The 20,735-nt window shown below is 37.3% G+C and carries 17 protein-coding genes; 7 read left to right on the top strand and 10 right to left on the bottom strand.

Annotation, left to right across the window (positions count from 1 at the left end; translation table 11 throughout):
• Nucleotides 1-3: 3 nt before the first annotated feature.
• Both OSO01_RS22595 and OSO01_RS22590 read right to left on the bottom strand, forming a co-directional pair.
• Nucleotides 4-1,194 (bottom strand): MFS transporter, encoded by a 1,191-nt coding sequence (locus tag OSO01_RS22595; RefSeq protein ID WP_147212720.1) that lies wholly within the window; start codon nucleotides 1,192-1,194, stop codon nucleotides 4-6.
• A gap of 331 nt (nucleotides 1,195-1,525) precedes the next feature.
• The gene (locus tag OSO01_RS22590) at nucleotides 1,526-2,026 is read right to left on the bottom strand and encodes a DoxX family protein (protein WP_147212719.1); all 501 of its coding nucleotides are present in this window, start codon (nucleotides 2,024-2,026) and stop codon (nucleotides 1,526-1,528) included.
• A 279-nt stretch (nucleotides 2,027-2,305) separates the two neighbouring features.
• On the opposite strand from OSO01_RS22590, the gene OSO01_RS22585 reads away from it, so the two are divergent.
• From OSO01_RS22585 to OSO01_RS22555, 7 genes are all read left to right on the top strand, one after another.
• Complete coding sequence (locus tag OSO01_RS22585) at nucleotides 2,306-2,623, top strand: PadR family transcriptional regulator (protein WP_147212718.1); 318 nt, start codon at nucleotides 2,306-2,308, stop codon at nucleotides 2,621-2,623.
• Nucleotides 2,620-3,354: a DUF2812 domain-containing protein gene (locus OSO01_RS22580; protein ID WP_147212717.1), complete on the top strand. Its 735-nt coding sequence runs from the start codon at nucleotides 2,620-2,622 to the stop codon at nucleotides 3,352-3,354. Before OSO01_RS22585 ends, OSO01_RS22580 begins: the two co-directional genes overlap by 4 nt.
• Before the next feature lie 306 nt (nucleotides 3,355-3,660).
• Entirely contained in the window at nucleotides 3,661-4,587 is a 927-nt protein-coding gene (locus OSO01_RS22575) for an ABC transporter ATP-binding protein (protein ID WP_147212716.1), read from the top strand.
• Between the two features lies 1 nt (nucleotide 4,588).
• A complete protein-coding gene (locus tag OSO01_RS22570; protein ID WP_147212715.1) occupies nucleotides 4,589-5,833 on the top strand; it encodes an ABC transporter permease in 1,245 nt (414 codons plus the stop codon).
• A gap of 265 nt (nucleotides 5,834-6,098) precedes the next feature.
• Nucleotides 6,099-6,641 carry a flavodoxin family protein gene (locus tag OSO01_RS22565; protein WP_147212714.1) on the top strand — a complete coding sequence of 181 codons (543 nt, stop codon included), beginning with the start codon at nucleotides 6,099-6,101 and terminating at the stop codon, nucleotides 6,639-6,641.
• A gap of 249 nt (nucleotides 6,642-6,890) precedes the next feature.
• Entirely contained in the window at nucleotides 6,891-8,030 is a 1,140-nt protein-coding gene (locus OSO01_RS22560) for an N-acetylmuramoyl-L-alanine amidase family protein (protein WP_147212713.1), read from the top strand.
• Between the two features lie 162 nt (nucleotides 8,031-8,192).
• A complete protein-coding gene (locus tag OSO01_RS22555; RefSeq protein WP_147212712.1) occupies nucleotides 8,193-9,455 on the top strand; it encodes a hypothetical protein in 1,263 nt (420 codons plus the stop codon).
• A 150-nt stretch (nucleotides 9,456-9,605) separates the two neighbouring features.
• Here the strand turns inward: OSO01_RS22555 and OSO01_RS22550 are convergent, their stop codons facing one another.
• From OSO01_RS22550 to OSO01_RS22515, 8 genes are all read right to left on the bottom strand, one after another.
• A complete protein-coding gene (locus OSO01_RS22550; protein WP_147212711.1) occupies nucleotides 9,606-11,048 on the bottom strand; it encodes a glycoside hydrolase family 1 protein in 1,443 nt (480 codons plus the stop codon).
• Between the two features lie 82 nt (nucleotides 11,049-11,130).
• Nucleotides 11,131-12,027, bottom strand: a complete 897-nt coding sequence (locus OSO01_RS22545; protein WP_147212710.1) for an ROK family protein — start codon at nucleotides 12,025-12,027, stop codon at nucleotides 11,131-11,133.
• Nucleotides 12,028-12,151: 124 nt separating this feature from the next.
• Complete coding sequence (locus OSO01_RS22540) at nucleotides 12,152-15,343, bottom strand: hypothetical protein (protein WP_147212709.1); 3,192 nt, start codon at nucleotides 15,341-15,343, stop codon at nucleotides 12,152-12,154.
• A gap of 53 nt (nucleotides 15,344-15,396) precedes the next feature.
• A complete protein-coding gene (locus OSO01_RS22535; protein WP_147212708.1) occupies nucleotides 15,397-16,398 on the bottom strand; it encodes a LacI family DNA-binding transcriptional regulator in 1,002 nt (333 codons plus the stop codon).
• Nucleotides 16,399-16,438: 40 nt separating this feature from the next.
• Entirely contained in the window at nucleotides 16,439-17,281 is an 843-nt protein-coding gene (locus OSO01_RS22530; protein ID WP_077602376.1) for a carbohydrate ABC transporter permease, read from the bottom strand.
• Nucleotides 17,278-18,225: a carbohydrate ABC transporter permease gene (locus OSO01_RS22525; RefSeq protein WP_077602377.1), complete on the bottom strand. Its 948-nt coding sequence runs from the start codon at nucleotides 18,223-18,225 to the stop codon at nucleotides 17,278-17,280. The genes OSO01_RS22530 and OSO01_RS22525 overlap by 4 nt, the downstream gene beginning before the upstream one ends.
• 83 nt (nucleotides 18,226-18,308) lie before the next feature.
• Nucleotides 18,309-19,595, bottom strand: a complete 1,287-nt coding sequence (locus OSO01_RS22520) for an ABC transporter substrate-binding protein (RefSeq protein ID WP_147212707.1) — start codon at nucleotides 19,593-19,595, stop codon at nucleotides 18,309-18,311.
• A gap of 388 nt (nucleotides 19,596-19,983) precedes the next feature.
• Nucleotides 19,984-20,574, bottom strand: coding sequence for a YesL family protein (locus tag OSO01_RS22515; RefSeq protein ID WP_147212706.1), 591 nt, complete (start codon nucleotides 20,572-20,574; stop codon nucleotides 19,984-19,986).
• Nucleotides 20,575-20,735: the final 161 nt, after the last annotated feature.

Here is a 20,735-nt window from a genome sequence, read left to right as displayed (position 1 = left end):
CTGTTAACCCACCTTTACGTTGTCAGATGATTTTCCAAGGACAGTAAATACATAAATCAGTATAGAAATAACGATAGAGGCTGCTGCTGTTAAATAGATAGATGTATAGTTAAGTATTGCTGCAATTTGCCCGAATAAGATTGCTCCTATCCCTACTCCCAGATCAAAACAGGAAAAGAAAGTAGCATTTGCCATTCCTTTTCGGTCAGCAGGCGCCCGATTAACTGCCCAGGCTTGCAATGCCGGTTGAACAGCTCCAAATCCGAGACCAAACAAAGCGGCTGCTGTTAACAAAACTGTCGTATTTGGCAACCATGCCAGGAGAAGCATGGATATTAATATAAGCGATACCGCAGGAAGGAAAATCAATTTATGACCTTTTCTATCATATAGTCTGCCCGAAAACAGCCGGGAAATCATGATAAATACAGCGAAAATAAAGAAATAAAGCTGAATGCCCTCCACACCTCTTTGTATCGCATGCAGAGGCAGGAATGTAGCTATTCCTCCAAAAGCAAATGTAATAAAAAATAATAATATCGATGGCTGTAATGCACTTTTTTCCAATACATCAAAACGCGCTACTCTTGTTTGATGTGCCGGATCTACTTTTTTATAACGTATGCGCATCGCAAAAAGAAATGCAAACACACCACATAATGCACATAATAAGAAAAGCTGCTGGTAAGAAATAAGGACAACTAAGGTTAAACCCAGACTTGGGCCAAAAGACAAAGCAATGTTTCCAGATAAACCAAAATAGCCCATCCCTTCTCCTCTTCTTTTGGGCGGAATCAAATCTGTTGCAACCGTTCCTCCGGCTGTAGTCGAGAATCCCCAGCCGACACCTTGAATAATTCGAATAATAATTAAAAATAACATACTCGCCGTAAATGCAAATGCCCCCACAGAGAGGACAAAAATAGCTAACCCGATTAAGTAAACATACCCTCTCCCCTTACTTTCTAAAGCATGACCGGCATAAGGTCGTATCAGCAAAGCGGAAAAAGTAAAAATCCCCACAATCATTCCCACCATTTGATCGCTGCCGCCGAGGTCTTTCACAAATAGTGGTATCGTAGGAATAGTCATTTGAAAACCTAGGAAAATAAAAAAGTTCGCAATCCAGATATATAGAAAATCCCGCGAAAATATCTTATCGTTCTGCGAGACTGTTTGCGCTTGAGCTGACATAATAAACATCCTTCTTTCATTTTGTCATTCCTAAGCTATTATACAGGAGTTTCCTGACAAATAACATGAAAAGAATTCAGAACGAATTTTAAATATAACAAAGAATACTTTTTAAACACATTCTTATTTAGACGATATTCAAAAAATAAAAAGTGAACAGGGCAATATATCTGCTGAATTTTATTTAATCCAGCAGAGACACTTTAAAAGAGAATATTACTGTCAAAAGGCGATGATAATGTCATAGAGCTCATTAAATAGAAATAGTACAGGAGAGTGGAATATCCTGCTCTCCTGTACTATTTCATTTGCATAATATTATCTGCTGTTGCTAGGCAATCATTGATTCTTTTGGTTTTTCTTTTCTTACACGCTGCTTCCAAGTTTCTTTAAGGTAAGGCATTACCCAACGGTCCAGACCATATCTGCCAGCATTTGCACCAGCGATAGCAATGAAGATTCCCAAAATAGCCATTTGCGGATTTGTAGATAATGTTCCGCTTAGCAGGAAAGAGAAGTTCATAACAACACCCATAAGTGCTGCAAGATTTGTGAAAATACCTAAGATTAGTCCAAGTCCGATAAATACTTCTCCCCACATAACAGCGATTGAAAATAGTCCAGAGCCTGGAATTGCTACATTTTCAAGGAACGTGGCCCACCAGCCTGGTACATCCGGATTGCCTAGAGCACCTTGCAAATAACCACCTGCGTCAAATTCTCCACCTGCTATCTTACCCCAGCCAGATGTTAACCATGTATATCCAAGATAAAGTCGAATAACTACCCAAAGCCCCGCAATATATTTGTTTGTTCTCAGAAAATTCATCATGTCAATCTCTCCCTTTATTTAATATATTATTTGTTCAATATTTCACATTTAATTATTTAGGATATCCTTTATTACACTTTTATAATAACATGTGATTTATAATTCGTAAATAGTTTTTGTGAATTTATTCACATAGTTTGAACGAAATGTGAAGGTAATTTATGGATATTTATAGTTGTATCAAATTGTGATATAACTATAGACTTCTATATCACTTTATGATATATTTCCATTGTATCGTTTTATGATATATCTTAAAGTGATACTGGAGGTGATTGGTTGAAAAAGTCGGAGCAATTAACAGATTCCATGTTTTATATTATGGCTGCTTTAACGAAACCGAGGCATGGCTACGCTATTATGAGCCTTATTGAAGAAACAACAGATGGCGTCATTACAATAGGTCCTGCTTCCATGTACACCATTATTAAAAAGCTGTTAACACAGGAATGGATTTATTTGCATGATGGATCAGATTCAAGACGTAAAACATACCTGCTTACCGAAAATGGCAGAAAAGTATTGGCTGAGGATTTAAAACTTAGAAAACAAATGATTCAATTAGCAGAAACAGGACTGAAGGAGGCTGAAGAATGAGACAGACAAAATATATGATGTCAGACGGGCTGGCTTTTTCTGAGGAGAAGGATATGGAAAAATTGCGCCGATTATCTTTGAAGGGCTGGCATGTCTGTGACTTTAAATTTATGGGGTATATTCTGGAAAAAGGAGAAAGCTCGGATTATATCTACTGTATTGATTATCGTTCATTAGAAGATGGAGAGGAAGAAGAATACTTTGACCTTTTTTCATCGTCTGGATGGTCGCATGTTGCTTCGGAAGGAGATATGCACTTATTTCGAGCGAATCCAGGTACAAAACCGATTTACAGTGACCTTGATACAATAGCAGAAAAATATATAAGCTCCAGTAATACCATGATAAAATTTGCGATTCCGTTATTTTTTATAACTGTACTGTTATGGGTAGGAGCATTGATGAGCTCCGGTGTCTTACAATCTATTCTTTTTACAGCAGCTGTTATTTTCAGTGTGATTGTCATTCTTATAGCCTGGACTTCTATTTCAGAGTACTCGAATAAATGGAAGACAGAAGGTAAACATCGATTGGCCTCTCTAGGGAAAATGACACTGCCCCTGCTCTTATTGATCGCTGTTATTATTATGTTCTTTGTTATTGAGACAGATTATGCTATTCAAATCTTAACATCTATGATTATTGGAGGGATTGCACTCCCAACTATTATTCGGGGTATCATATCGCTTCATCATATAATCAGCAGAAAAACAAATGAAAATAAACGTTAAACAATTCTTGCCCTTACCATACTGCCTTTTACAAAAGATAAATTACCAGGACCAATCAAACTTTTTGAAACCATATGAATAGTAGTTTCGTATAATAAAACAAGAAGAAATTTCGTTTTTAACCGGACTTTTACATCTTTAATCATTTTTTATCAGGAAATAAATATTAGTCACTTATTATTCTGTTTTATCCAAATTTTTTGGTTTATTTACGAAAAATATCCGCAGCCTCATTCTAAGAACTAAAGAGCGAACACTTTGAACGAAGTCTTATTTTATCTAGTAATAAGAAAGGAGTTATCGATTATGAATACCTTATTAACAGTTGCAAACCTTAAAAAATCTTTTAAAGATAAAGAAGCTCTAAAAGGAATCTCTTTTGAAGTATACCGCGGAGAAATCATGGCTATACTGGGCCCGAATGGCGCCGGAAAATCCACTACTATCCGCAATATTATGGGAATTATGTACCCTGACAGCGGAGAGATTCATTTCCATCAACAATCAGGGAAAGGGATTCCCAAATCAAAAATTGGTTATCTGCCTGAAGAAAGGGGTCTCTATAAGGATGTAAAGGTCATGGATATCCTCTTATACCTCGCAGATTTAAAAGATTATCCATTAGATAAAGCGAAAGAACGCATCTTCATGTATTTGAAGAAATTCGATTTGGAAGGAAAGGAAAATACTTCTGTAGAAGAGCTTTCCAAAGGGATGAGCCAAAAGGTCCAATTCATCGGTTCTATTCTTCACGAACCGGAGCTGCTTATTCTTGACGAGCCTTTTTCTGGCTTAGACCCTGTCAGTCAAGAGGTTTTTAAAGAAGAAATCGCTTCTCTTGCAGCAAATGGAACGGCAATTTTACTTTCATCCCATCAAATGAACCTGGTAGAGCAGATGTGTGACCGTCTCTTTATGATACAGCACGGAGAAAAAGTAATTTATGGAACATTAGATGATGTGAAAAAGCAATATGCTAATTTCAAGTGCGTCTTACATGGAGAGAACCCGCCCGCTCTGTTAGAAAAAATTCCTGAAGTCGACCGCATTGAATACAGCGGAAACCGCTCGATTCTTCATCTGCCAAAAGGGATAATCCCACATCAATGGTTAAAACAATTACCCAATGAATTAGATGTACAGGAACTACATATTAACCGGATTTCTCTCCATGAAATTTTTATTGATATTGCCACTGATAAGCATCTTGTTTCTCAGGAAGGAGGTTCATAGAATGCAAAATTCCTTAAAAGTAGCAAAATGGGAGCTAAAAAGAAATCTAAAAAATAAAACATTTGTGATTGGATTATTTATTACACCAGCTATATTTATCTTATTTTTCTTTTTAGGTTCTTTATTCTCAGATTCTGATGATACGGACACTGCTGAAAATATGACCGTATATATTAATGAAGATATTGGATTTTTTGATGAAATAGAATCAATAAATAAAGAGCAGGATTTTGGATGGGACTTGCAGACTACAGATACACCCCAATCTGAAATAACAGAGGTTGATGAACCTTATACAGCTTATTTATTTATTAATGAACATTCCTTGGAGGAAAATCGGATTGCTACATACACCAGTGAAGAAGCTGATCCATTATTTCCTGGGCAATTACAGGCATTAACAGTTCCTTTACAGGTAATCAAGGCAGAAGCATCCGGTCTCAGCCAACAGGAGATAAATCAGCTGATGGAGCCTATCTCCTTTGTAGAAGGTACAAACCAAGGAGAGGGAGGATCCCCTTCCAGTATTGAAGAAAATTCCCTGTTTGATTTAGATAATCCCTGGGAAACAATGATACCCGGTGTTTTTGCTGGTATTATTATGCTTTCTATTACATTTACAGGAATGGCTATTTTTCAGAGTGCATCTCAGGAGAAAAAAGATAAGATTGCAGAAATTATTTTATCTTCTTTAACCCCTTCAGAGCTGATGCAAGGGAAAATTATTGGATACTTTATGTTAGGTCTTATTCAGGTGGCAGTCTTTATTGGTATTTTACTTCCGTTTGCTATTTGGCAGACAGATATTCCAATTTTAGAGAATTTGTTTGTACCGAGAACTATTTTCTTTGTGTTGATTGCTCTCTTAAGTTATCTGATGTTTGCATCTATTTTTGTTGGTGTTGGCGCAACCATGTCTGATGTTTCCAGCGCAGGTAACCTGCAGGGCCTTGTCATGATGCTGCCATTCTTACAATTTGTTGTTATCGGGCCAGTTATCAGTAATCCAGATGGGATTGTCGCTACTGTGAGCACCTATATTCCGTTTACTGCACCTTTAACATTACTCATCCGGCTGACCTTGTTAGACAGCTGGCCATGGATAGAGGTTATCATTTCTGTTGCAGTCATTGTTTTAAGCATTTATGTTTTTATGAAACTGGCAGGAAAGATTTTCAAAGTCGGAATTCTTTTATATGGCAAGAACGCAACTCCAAAAGAAATTTGGAAATGGATTCGTATGTAGTAAAAAGTTGAAAGTGCTTATACAGGCTGTTCTTTAGCTGAATGAGCATAATTGAATGGCAATTCTATAAAAACAGAGACTGGAGCAGTGAAAGCTCCAGTCTCTGTTTTTCATGTTCATGCATACACTGACGGAAGCATACATATCCTGTATCATATTGCTTTTTAATTAAGAACAGGGTTTAGACAGACTAATATTGATTAGTGTAAGCTGCTATCTTTATTTCCTCTAAATGCGTTTCTTTCAATATAAAAGGAGGATGTTTATGAGCATTATCGTTTTCCATGGATCTACACGCAAGAACAGCAATACAGAACTTCTTACTTATGAGGCAGTACCTAAGAATCAGGGTACACATGTCTATTTACGCGATTACACAATCCATCCAATTATCGACCAAAGGCATGACATAAGCGGATTCACACCTGTGAACGACCATCATACTAAGCTTATTGATCAGCTGTTAGAGCATGATACGGTCGTTTTTGCGACACCTATTTACTGGTACAGCATGTCAGTGCTTATGAAGCTGTTTATTGATCGCTGGTCACAAATCTTAAGAGATTCTGATTACTCTGATTTCAAAGAGAAGTTATCACAAAAAAATGTATATGTGATTATCGTCGGCGGTGATAATCCATTTATTAAAGGGCTGCCGCTTATCCAGCAATTTCAATATATATGTGACTTCTATAAAATGCATTTTGCCGGCTACATTATTGGAAAAGCCAGTAAACCTGGTGATATATTAAATGATACAAGAGCTTTTAAAGCTGCCTCCACACTAATTCCTTTTGCAGATAATTAATTTACCAACAGGAATTTCTGCTAATAGCTTCAAAATTCAAAGCAATTTCAGAAATCAGGAATGGGGTATGGATACCCTGTTAAGAATTGTATTTATTTTCTAAAAGTAACTATTTAATCCTAAAAGAACATATAAATGCTAGTCTTATTGAATTATTTTTTGCTTTTCATGTTTAAACTCCTCTGTATTTAGGCTATTCTATTAATATCCAACCATGAACTTAATCTTAATCATCCAGAGGAGGATTTAATGGAAAAGAAAACGAAAAAGCTTTATCTATTATTAACAGCAATTTTATTTATTATTAGTTTTTCTTTGCCGGCTTTAAGCTTGGCAGATAGTAATAGTTATGAGGTCAGCTCTCCTGTCTTAAATATTCGGAGTGAGCCTTCTAATAATGCTTCCGTTGTCGGACAGCTTTCCAAAGGAGATCAAATTAACGTTTTTGATGAACAACATGGTTGGGTGCAAACCTATTATGGCGGTGAACCAGTGTGGATTGCCAAACATCATCTTATTCCAACCGGTAATTCCAATCAGGAGGAAGCGTCATCTGAAGAAGCTTCTCCAAGCGCATCCGGGACAGTTACTGTTTCTGCAGAAAGTATCTATGTCCGTTCTGGTCCAAGTACATCAGACGGAATCATCTCCTATGCATATAAGGGAGAATCATATGACGTTATCTCGACTTCAGGGGATTGGATTGAAATTTCTTTATCTCAAGGAGGGACAGGATGGATTGCAGCTTGGCTGACAACTGATGGAAATGGCAGTACGGAAGAAGCAGACACCAGTACCGATTCTGCTCCAACCGTGAAAGCAGCTCAGACACAATCCAGCAGTTCCGGTTCACTATCTGGATATAACATTGTAATAGACCCTGGTCACGGCGGCAAGGATCCGGGAGCTATCGGATTAAATAATGTCTATGAAAAAGATATTGTAAGTTCAACAGCTGATTATGTTATCCAGCAGCTGGAAGAAGCCGGAGCAAATGTCACTGTGACTAGAAGCGGCGATTATTTTGTTTCGTTGGATGAAAGAGTACAAATCAGTAACAGCTCTAATACTGATGCTTTCGTCAGCTTACATTATGATACTTTTTCTGCTGTTCCAGTGAGCGGTGTAACTACTTATTACAACTCAGATTCGGATGCTGCATTGGCAAGATCGCTTGACAGCACATTAGCTTCTACTGTTTCTCTGCCTTCAAGAGGCACACAGCAGGCCGGATATAAAGTGCTTCGGGAAACAAATGCTCCTTCTGTACTGATTGAACTTGGATTTATTACAAATCCAAATGATTTAACTGTTGTACAGACGTCGGACTATCAATCTAGTGTAGCCCGCGCAATTACCAACGGACTGATTAACCACTTAAATAATTAATACTATATTTCTCAGTTGTGATAAAACGGCTTCGATAATGCTTCGAGGCCGTTTTTCGTTACGAAGCTTAAACATATATGATTAAGCTGGTAGATTCCTTTAGAAACGCTATATAGCATGTTATACTTTAATCATTCTATTAGTCAAAAGTGAGGTATAGATATGCATTCTGCTATCGAAGAAATAATTGAAAAAACTCGTGAACAATTTCAAATGAATGATTTTTACTTAGAAAGCTATGATTTACTGAAATATAATGATAACCAAATTGTTTTAAGTATGAGCTGGCTTCCAAATGGACTCAGTAAAGAGGAGGAGGATTCAAATCCTGCAGGAACTGTGGAAATATCTGTGGATATCGATACAAAACAGGTAACAGAAATTGTTTTTGTGGATGAAAAAAATTTATTGCCCGAGGAACTATTTCCACAAGTGGATAACATAGAAGATATTATTGAATGGATTGAAGAACAGACACAATTAGAATATGGCAGACAATTCAAGCTTATGAAAGAAACAAAAGAAAATATTGAATTTCACGCAGCTGTGGATAATATAAAGCTTTTCCCCGGCGGCTCCTTAGATATTCACTTTAATAAAGAAGGAAGGTTATCCAGCTTTTTTGTACGCGGTTTGTTTGCAGATGAATCACAAATTCATTGGGAGCCTTTTAATTTAATTGATGAGACAGTTAAGCCTTTAGTGAAGCAGCACTGCAAAGTTATTGAGGTCCCGGATGAAGCTACTGCTGCCTGGAAGCCTTATTATGTTATATCCAGTTTTCTTATCCCGAATCAAGCTCCCGGCTCTATTATTTATTTTAGTGAAATAGAAAATAACCTTTCTTACAAGCCGCTTGATATTATCTTAACTTGGATAGAGCCTTCCACAGAGAAGTTTGAAAAAAAAGATATAGATTTAAAAAATATATTTACAGAGGACGAAGTTTTTCAAAATCGAGAGAGTCAGGATAACGACAAACCCATTCCCAATGATGCTATCGATCAAATGGTAATAGAGATAACGAATTTGCTCCGGATGGAGTTTCCAGACGACAGCGGTCAATGGCGCTTAACCTCTGTAAAACGTGAGCAGGGCTATCTATTGGCAAGATTAGACCCCGCAGAAGAAACGCCAAGGGTCCTTTATCCATCCTTAATGCTGTGGATTAATCCAGTTACATTAAAGGTTGATAATTATATGGATCCGACACCCTTACTGGATGCTTTTGACTTCTTTGAAAAAGCTGAAGCAGTAAGAGTAAACAAAGAGACTGCCGCCGAACGCTTATACGAGCACATTGATTTAGAACCTGTATATGTTCGCGATCAGCAAACGAATATGTACCATCTATGCGGAAAGGTCACTAGTGATTTTTATGGTCTAGATGCTGTTTCAGGAGAGTTATCCACATTCGATGAATGAACTTGTGTATAAACCATAACTTTACCGGTATATATAAGAATATGACCTGTAAAACGTATACAAGCATATATATTAAGCATTTGTTTTTTACTCCTATAAATTATAAAAGGCAGCGCTTATGTGTGCTGCCTTTTATAATTAAAATATTTATTATCTAAGATTTTCTCCGTTACTCTCTATAACAGCTTTATACCAATAAAAGCTTTTTTTCTTCATTCGCCGGAGATCATATTCCCCTTCTTCATGCTGGTTAACATAAACAAAACCATAACGTTTCTTGTATCCATTCAACCAGCTTAAAAGATCCGTAAATGACCATACACAATAGCCCATTACTTCTACCCCGTCTGTTATAGCCTTCTGTATAGATTTCACATGCGATTCAATGTACTCTATACGAAAATCATCATTTATGGAGCCGTCTTCATCTACTTCATCGTATTCCCCAAGACCATTTTCACTTATTAGCACGGGAAGTTTATAGCGATTTGTAATTCTTCTCAAACCGATACGTAAACCCTCGGGGTCAATATTCCAATCCCAGTTCGTTCTGTTTAGATGCTCATTCATAACCGTTTTGTACAAACCCGGAATACCAGTATCCTCTGACGTCCCTTTTTCTCCGGAAGTATTAAAATGTCCTTCCGATGTAATACCATCTAAAGAATTTTTTTCAAAGGTTGTTGTCTGATAATAATTGACTCCCATAAAATCAGGCTTGCCTTCTTTTAACAGCTCAAAGTCCCTTTCCTCCACTTTTGGAGCTATCCCTTTACGTTCTAAATAATTCCATGCTGCTTGAGGATATGTGCCCCAGGTATATACATCCATCCACCAGTGACTTGTAAGCTCCTCGGCATTTTCAGCAGCAAGAACGTCCTCAGGCTTTGCTGTTGCAGCATACGCTGGTGAATAAGCAAAGCTCGGACCAATTTTCCCCTTTGGTACATAGCTGCGAAATGCTTTAATTGCAGCGGCATTCGCCAGACTGGCATGATGATTCACTTGATAAAATAACTTATCATCTTTGACTCCAGGAGGATGCATGGCAGTCTGATAACCTAATCTTGTAAAAACATTTTGTTCATTTAATGAAACCCAATATCTTACCCGGTCTCCAAATGCCTGATATAATGTAATACAATAGTTTGTAAAATCTTTTATGATTTGTCTTGATTCCCAACCGCCATACTCATCCTGCAATGCCTGCGGTAAATCCCAATGATAAATAGTCAAAATCGGCTCGATGCGATGCTTTATTAACTCATTGATTAAATCATTATAAAAATCAAGTCCTTTTTGATTTATTTCTCCTTTTCCATTTGGAAAAATACGAGCCCAGGATACAGAAAAACGATATGTTTTCATTCCCATTTCAGCCATCAGCTGAACATCCTCTTTATAACGATGGTAATGATCCACAGCTAGATCACCATTTGTTCCTTTATACGTTTTCCCTGGTATACGAACAAATTTATCCCAGTTTGAAATACCCTTTCCATCCTCATCCCATGCACCTTCTACTTGATATGCTGCCGAAGCAGCTCCCCATAGAAAATCCTTGGGGAAGGCCTTTAGATTCTCATATAACATGCCACATATCTCCTTCCACAACAGCTTAATATCAAAAAGTCTCAAACTCTAGTTTCCCGCGTTTATGCTTCTTCAAAATTTTTCACTTCACCATATCTCTCTGAGTGAGGAAATGCTTCAATGCACCTAGCATACCTGCATCGTTTTTATGCTTACATGTCTCAATTGGAACTTTTATAAATTCCCATTCCTTCTGCCGTTCCAAATGATTCTTTATTCTTTGGGCAAATCCTTCACGGGCGCTTACGCCTCCACCAATTAAAATTTTTTCCGGATTCAGTGTCCCTGCAATGTTAAAAATACCGAAGCTGATTCGTTCCATCCATTCTTCAACAAGCTGATTCGTTTCCGTATCACTTTCTGCTTCCTGAAATATGTCTATCCCTTCTATGACTTTATTTTCACCTAATCCTTTTTGCTTTTTATAGCTTTTAATTAAACTGGAAGTAGCCCCATTGTCGCTCCATGTTTCACTTCCAGGCTGACTTCCCGGTGTGAGCATATAGCCGATTTCTCCAGCTTTGAACTGATGACCATGAAATATCCTGTTATTTAAAAATATACCGCCGCCCACTCCTGTTCCAATTGTGATACAAATGAAATCCTGACAGTTTACTGCATTGCCGTTAAATTTTTCAGCCAACGCTACACAATTGCTGTCATTCTCCATCTCTATAATATAGGGAAGTCTCGCTTCTAATAGTGTCTTCAAATTTTTGCCGTTCAAAATAGTGATAGCACCGGCATCTTCTGTATAGCCCGTTTTTATATTTACAAATCCCGGCATACTGATGGCGACCCCTGCTATATCAAAACGATTCTGATAAGCTTGCACAGTCAGCATGATATCCGTTAAAAATTGATCCAGATTGGACTTCCTTGTAGAGTACGCTCCCTTTTCTATAAAAGTCCCATCTTCAAGTAAAACAGCGTGTTTGACTTTTGTGCCCCCTATATCAAAAGCAATATACTTATTCATGAATATCTCTTCCTTCCTAGAAAAGTTAGTATTTACTTTGTCAATTTGACTGAATCCGCTTTAAAAATTTAAAGCATTTATTGATTGCTTAAGAAAGAGGAATGTTAAAATTATGAATGAAATATTATTTATATTTTCGTTTAAGCTCCACCATTATTTTTAAAACGAATTGATTTCGAATATCATGTGCTAACGAACCTGTAATTTCGGATCCGGACACGATATATTCTCTGCCATCCTTATAAACAATGACATAACGAACGGGCACAACACCAGCTTCTCCAAAGCTATCCTGACGAGTTTCATTACGATAGATTACTTCTATACAGCTGAAAAGTGTGAATGAAAGAGTGCCATCCTCTTTAAAGAGCCAGCCTGGCAATACAGGCTGCAAACGAAAATGTAGTAAATCATTTTCCCAGTCATACGTAAAGGGTTGTTTACCTATAAACATTAAAACCCACATATTTAGAAGCTCCACTGTCGAACCGCTTAACCGGGCAGCAAACCCCTTGCCCTGGATAGAGGTATCAGGATTTACGCTGCTCGCTATAAAGGATGAATTCTCTAAAATGCTTCTGCCGTACTTTACAGGGTCCATAAATGGTACCAGAGCAGATCGGATATCATTATAAAATGCCTTAAATAATCCCTTGCTTAACAGTTCTAACAGATATTTATATTCCATATGCATAAATACGGATTCATTTTCTAACCAGCCCGGTGTAAAAAACTTAATTCTTCCAAGTTCAACCGGTTCCTCATTAATAGACATACTCGTTTTATACATTCCGAGCTTCGCATCAAAAATATCAGATTGACGTACAGCGTTGTAAATTCTTTCCGCTTCAGCTATGGAATCACTTAATTTCAGCTTTTTAACGACCCCCTCTAAAAATGGAGTCACTGCATGCGGCTTACATTCACTTATTACCCCTGGATTTTCATCATCTTCTTCCGCTTCAAAATAAAAGTATGTTGGTATAAGATTTTGTTGTTTATACTTTTCCACGCTTTTCAATGCATCTTCTACCCGCTGATAATAGATTTCTAACAGCTTCATCGCAGCTGCCAATGACAATTCCAGATTATCTCCGTGAATACCCTTTTTTATTAAAGATCGGTAGGATTCTCTTAATAGACTTACATCATTCCAATATGACAATTGATCTTCCTTACTTTTTTGATTGGATTGACGAATTTGCGTTGCCAAACCATATATAAATTCCTGTGCCTCTTCCGGAAGAATGATTTTTTCTTCTGATGTAACAGAAATATTCTGTAATTGCTGCAGGAGCCTTTTTAATTCAAACAGCTCCGACGTACTCGCACCAAGCATGCCGGGTAAACCATTTAAGGCATCATTCCATCCTGGCTTTCCGGCTTCCATCTCGATGCCCAACCCAAACGGTGCAATCGTAGAGGTTTTGATGGCGGCAAGTAAAAACAGCTTCGAGAATAAGTTGGTTTCATAAATTTCCCCTTCTCCAAAATTACCTCGAACCCATTGTTCACTATTTTCTTCCTGCTTCCTTTGTTTTCTCTCATCAACTTGAACAGCATCGTATTGACGAAGTCTTCCTTCATTTTGTATATATTTTTTTGTTCTTGGATGTACATATGCCGGACTGTCATAAAAACGATAGGATGTATCAAAAAATACGCTTTGTACTCTATCTGGATACATTGCTAAGTAACTATCTAGAAGATCTAAGTTATATGTCCAATGATCTATCCAAAATCCCTCTCCATGCTCTGCTTCTAATGCTTCTTCACTAATTGCAAGAATTTCCGTTAAAAAATTTTCAAAAGAGATAATTAGGTGAACAGAATTATCTTGTACAAACTTCAAAACATCACCTGGCGCAAATGAATTACTTAACAGCTCGTATATTTTGTTATCCTGCACCTCCGACAGGCCATATTTACAGAAACTTATTTTTCTACTCTTCAGCTTATACCGCACTTCTTTAATAGAAAGTGGATTATACCCGTCAAGCTGAAGCAGGTTAACAAAATGCCTCAGATTATAATCTCTTAATTTCGGATTAAATATCACATCAAGGCGGCGGTTCTGATTAATATCACGATAATTCCCATTACCTTGCGAATAAAAAGTCGGACTGATGGAGAAAAAATTATAATCACGTTCTAAATCTCCGTGCTTCCGGGAATAAAGATAAAATGGATGATCCTTTTTTGCACTCTGAAAAATCATCGGAAAACCGCCGCGCAGGCCATTGTCCAAATGACTTTGCTTTACATAAGCATCAAATAATGGTTCCCCCGTTTTCGTTTCGACGACACTGGTAAGTTCATCGGTTATTGTTTTTGCTGTCTTTTTATATTCCGTTATTTTCTCATATCGAAAATTTTCACGTATAAATTTTTTTATCTTACTGCGATTTTCTCCATATCCAATCAGAGACACAATACGAAGCTTCTCCCCCGGTGCAAGCTTGTCAGCTAAGGCTGTAAATCCTCCCGATACTTTATTTACAGGAATTTGTTCCTTCTCTATAAGTGATGATATAGATTCCGAATGAAATGCATCAGGAGCTTGCAGCGTAAGATTCTTTCCAAAAACCAGCTCACGGTCATAGAGAGGTTTCACTATGTTTTCTTTCCCATTTAAAACAGCTAAACTGCTATAGAAATTCCCATCATATATTTGTGAAACGTTCGCATTATCTGCTATACTCCCACGTAAATGATAAAAATTAAACTGGTTATCGATTGTTTCCACATCAAACCAGCTTTTCAACGTATTACCTATCTCTTTATAGGAAGCATTCGGTAACCCCCCGGGTAAAATCGTTGCCAGACCGTCTATGATTTCAATATCTTTCTCTTCTTCATCATTATTCTCTAAAGACACTTCTCTGACAAGACCCGCTAATGGAGCTTTAGGAAGGGTGAAATATTCAACCGTTAAGATCAATCCGTACTTTTCATTATAATATTTAAGTATTAAATGATTTTCATTTATTTTTAACTGTTCACGCACAGTTTTATTATCACTAGTAAAGGAAAACGGTTCAAAAACAATCTGTTCTTCTTTCTTCCGCAATTTAATGAAGGTTCGGAATCCTTGAAGCGGAACCATTTGATAAGCTTTATCTGCCGGGAAAAATTCTGTCATAGCAGCATCCTTATCCCGTATACCAAATCCAGCCATTGCCTGCCCCCGATTAACATAAAATGCCCAGAGCGGTATTCCGTCTTTCCCCGCAATACCTGGCAAAAAGCTAGAAAAAGGAGATAGGCTTTGAAAATCCTCTATAATAAATTCATTGTTATCTGTTAATTGATACATTAGAACACCGCCTTATTCAAGCAATCATACGTTATATGCGTTTCTGATAGCGTTTAAGATTCCCTTATAATTAACTCAGAATCAATTAAAATAGGCGCTATCTGTTTTTCATTTGATATCAGATCATGTAAAATATTTGCGGCCAGCTTTCCAAGCCTTCCTTTATACTGTTTGACAGTGGATAATTTCGGACTGCTGTAGCGGCAGGCATTTATATCATCACAGCCGATTATTCTAATATCCCGTGGTACCTGCAGACCCTTTTCTTCGATTGCTCTCAAAGCACCAAATGCCATCAAATCAGATATAGCGAAAACAGCTTTAGGGTACGGTTTTTTATCCAAAATCTTTCTCATAGCCAAATAACCGCTTTCCTCATAATAATCTCCATACTGCATCCAATCACGTTTTATTTCCATGCCCAACTGCTCCATTGCATTTTCAAAGCCTATTTTTCTATCTCTGGCTACTGCCGATTCACGTAACCCTCCAATATATCCAACATCCCTTACACCATCCAGATACAATTGATGAACAACATTGGTGGAAAGCTGAATATTATCCGTCATAACATAGCTGACACCAGGTCCGCTTAATTCAATATCAATCCCGACACAGGGTATCCCGCTTTGGACTAATTCCTGCGTACTTTCTTCAATTTCATCCCCGGCAATAATCACGCAGCCCTCAACATGATAATACCTGCACCTGGCCAAATAGCTCCCATTATCATGTCCAAAACTTTCGTCGGAAAACATGATAATATCATAACCCATCATTCCAATAGTCTTCTTAAAAGCACTAACCACTTCACTGAAAAATGGATGGTTAAAATCGACATTAATTTTACCTGCATAGATTAAAGCAATCAGCTTAGACTTTTTCGTTGAAAGTGTTCTTGCCGTATAAGTAGGCTGATATTTATTCTCTTTAATTGCATCCATTACCCTTTTTTTGGTTTCTTCGCTGACGCCGCTATAATTATTCATTACTTTTGAGACTGTTGATGGCGAAACACCAGCTATCTCAGCTATATTTCTGATTGTAAGTTTCATGGAATCTCCTCAATATTCATAAAGTTTATCCCTGGTTATTTTAAGATTTTACAGCTCCCTCTGTGATACTCGCTATAAATAATTTGTTAAATAAGAGGAAGATGATAACCAATGGAATCGTCGCCCAAAATACACCTGACATTAACATACCATAATCGACTTTAAATGTGTTATTGAGTGAGGCTAATGCAACCTGTATCGTGTACATCTCCGGATCACGCAGAACTGTAAACTGCCATAGGAATTCTCCCCATACGGAGGTAAATACAATAATTCCTAATGTTGCAAAAGCCGGAAGAATGATTGGGAGCACTATTTTCCAGTAAATCTTAAAATTAGAGGCGCCATCTAATTTTGCTGCTTCAATCAATTCATCTGAAATCGATCCGCTGATATACTGTCTCATTAAAAATATCCCTAATGGATTAAGAAAGGACAAAATCATAACCCCTTGTAAAGTATCCAGCAACCCTGCTTTTGCGATTAAGAAATACTGAGGAATCAATCCCAGCTGAGGCGGGATAATCATTGTCAACAGAATCGCAATGAAAAGGATATTCTTACCGGGGAATTTAAATTTTGCAAACGCGAAACCGGCTAAAGAGCTAATCAGCAACACCACTATCGTAACAACTACACAAAGTATCAGTGAATTCCACATTGCTCCAAAAAAATCAATTTGCTGTAATACCTTCTGGAAATTCTCAACCAGCATATTTCCAGGCGTAAGCGTAGGAGGGATAGAATTATAAGCTGCACTTGGACGTGTCGCCATTACAAACATCCAGTAGAACGGGAAAAGAGATAAAAGAGATGCCAACGTCAGGAAGCCATACATTAAGATCTTGCTGAATGAGAATTTCTTGGAACCTACTTCTTTCATTTACCGGCACCTCTTTTCTTTTTTCTCCCTATACCTGAAGTCAGATATAAATTAATTGCCGCCAGAACTGCAATAAAGATTACTAAGATAACTGCTGTTGCAGATGCTGTTCCAAATGACTGGAGTCTGAAAGCATCACGATATAAGTACATAACAATGGTCATTGCTTCGCTTCTAGTAAAAGCACTCTGTCCAAGAAATACAGTTGGCTCGGAAAACAGCTGTAAAGCTCCAACAGTAGAGAAAAAAACAGTTAATAGAATAAAAGGTTTTAGAAGCGGCATGGTAATATATCTTAATTGTTGAAATTTACTTGCCCCGTCTATCGTTGCAGCTTCATATAAATCACGGGGAATACTTTGTAATCCTGCCAGATAAATAATCGTATTGTATCCGATCCATCTCCAGAAAACCATTAAAGAAATTGCAATTTTAGTACCCCATTCTGAAGTAGCCCAATTTATAGGATCAAGCCCAAACAACCCTAATATATAATTCGCCATGGATGAATCCTGATTACTGAATAAAACACTAAATACCAGTGCAACTGCCACCATAGATGTAATATAGGGCATGAAAATAGTTACCCTGTAAAATTGTTTAAACCGCAAAAATACCTGATTTAATAAAAATGCTAAAATAATCCCCACAATTAACTGCGGGGCAGTTCCCAATAAGCCCATAATGATTGTATTATAGACAGATTTCCAAAAAAGAGAGTCTGTCAAAACAATTTTAAAGTTATCCAGCCCTACAAATTCCATAGGCGAAAGCCCATTCCATTGCTGAAAGGCTAAATATAGACTAAACAGGATTGGAAACAAACCCACACAAAAGAAAATAATAAAAAACGGTGACACATATAGATACCCCGAAATCATATCTTTTTTCTCTTCCGACAGATACCTTTTCTTCGTTTTTTGTTTCTTTTTTAAGGAGACCATGCGTTCACCCCGTTTCTAGTAAGCACATGGATACGGCGAGATGCCGCCATATCCATGTTAAATGTTCTTTTTGAGCGTCTTTTTTAACGACTGACTAAGTCCTCAGCGCGCTGTACTGCTGCATCCCATTCTTCCTCTGGATCAGCACCTTCCTGTACATTGGTTAAAGCTGTTAAAATTTCATTGTTCACAGAAACATATTTCTCCCCTTTATAAACAGCATCTGTAATATCATTCGCTGCTTCACCAAATACCACTGAGGTTACTTGGCCGCCGAAAAATTCATCTTCATTCGTTTTAAAATCATCCATTTCATATACTGCCGGCGCTGAAGGGAACAGCCCATGGCTCTTGAAGGATTCTAATTGATTTTCAGGAGACGTTAGCCACTCTATAAAATCATAAGCTTCCTCTGCATGTTCTGTTTCTGCCGGAATTGCAAGAAATGATCCGCCCCAGTTTGCAGAAAACTCTGTTGGCAACGTTGCAACCCGGAATAATCCTGAAGCATCAGGCGCATTTCCTTCCATCCAGCCTTTTAACCAGCCTGGTCCTAACTCAGCAGCAAAATCCCCATTATTCACTGCATTTGCCCATTCAGGAGTCCACATTTCAAAATTCCCTACAAGTCCTGCTTCATTTAACTCTACTGCATAATCATATGCCTGTTTAACGGGGCTTCCTTCTTGATTAACAATTAACTCCCCTTCTGGATTCAGATGTGTTTCTGGTGCTGCATCCAGATAAGCCCGATAGGCCATTTCCATACTATCCAGAAACGGCTTATCCGTTTCTTCTTTTACCTGTATAGCTGCTTCCTTCAAAGCTTCTGGAGAATCAATCAAATTTGCCACTTCCTCAGGGTCAGTTGGCAATCCTGCATCTTCAAATACATCTGTACGATAATATAAAGCTTTTGGCCCTATATCAGTTGGCAATCCAAACATAAAATCTCCATCTATATTTTGTCCTGTATTCCAGGACCAATCCTGATACTGATCCTGCACTTCTTCCGCACCCTGATCAAATAAGTTAACAAAGCGATCCTGAGCCTGTTTAAAACGGTCTAACTGATCAACTTCTACCATAGCGATATCTGGAGCCCCAGTTCCAGCTGATATAGCTGTAAATAGAGCATCATGATGATCTGCATTCTCTGAGGTTTTAAACTTAATTTTCACATTGGGATTTTCTTTTTCATATTCTTTTAATAATTCATCATAGCCTGTTGCTCCAAATGTCCAAAAATTTAATGTAACCGTTCCATCCGAGTCCTTGCCATCTGAACCCGATGCATCGTTATTGCTATTACAAGCAGTAAGTATAGATACTAGACCTAAAATGATTAATAAAGAGAGCACTCGTTTCATTTTTCTACCTCCACATTTATTATTTATTATCTTCATGACCAGCCCTTGCATCTGCATAGTAAATATAAAATATAGCCCCCCTTTTGCGTGTTTCATATACTTTGTGAATATAAAATATAAATATTACGGAAACCGGTTTCTAAATTATATATAGAAAGCGGTTTCATATGATGATTATATTCTCTAATCAGTAAAAATACAACTACTTTTTTATACTTGTTTCAAATTATACAGAAACCGGTTTCCAAAACAAACATCGCTTCTTATATATCCGGAGATGAATTATGACAAGTTTTTTCTCCAATTATGTCGTTCTTTACGGATTTATAGGGCATTCTTTATTTAGAACCCAATAAGTCACGAAGGCGTCCAGTTCCACTTCCATTGCCTAATTAAGCTCATGGAATACTTTAATGCTAATTGCTGTCTGCGTAAAAGCAACAGGGATAATCCCGAAAATCAGTACTAAGCCTGGTAATTTGAAAATAATAACAAAGATAATTACAGCAGATACCAGCTGAAAGATGATGCCTTTCAGAGACGAAAAACCGGCTTTTAAAACGACTAAAAATAATTCATAGATTGATAATTTATAGTGAACTATAGCTGGAAATAGATAAGCCCAGACAATCAGCAAAATAATTGCCATGAATATAACAGCAGCATACATTATTATCTGGATTTGTTCCGGATAGTAAGCGGTATAAATAAAATTCATAATGACAATAAATGTAATGCTTGAAAAAAACCAGCCCAATATATTCGCTGTTTTAAAGTTTTCTTTATAATATTGCTTAAAAATATAAGAAAGTGACTCCACTTCTCTTTTCAACAGCCAGTGTCTGACCACTGCAAAAACCGCTGCTATGGAGGGGAAGATTCCCAGAACAATAAAACCTTTGAATATATGGATAATCCATAATATTTGCAGGCTGAATATTTCAAAGATCCAATCTGTAAGCTTAACTGTTTTTGACATAGCATCCTCTCCTCCTTTTTAATTCAACCATATTATTTTATGTAAACGGTTTCCAAAATTGATTATAATTATAAAAATTTATTTCGTCAATATTATTTACTTAACTTTCGCACCTAAGAATAAACATATAAACCTTACTGTTCCAGGATGTACATGGTCTC

It is taken from the genome of Oceanobacillus sojae (assembly GCF_007991515.1).
Classification (GTDB): domain Bacteria; phylum Bacillota; class Bacilli; order Bacillales; family Amphibacillaceae; genus Oceanobacillus; species Oceanobacillus sojae.
This window is presented reverse-complemented; position numbering and strand designations above follow the sequence as displayed.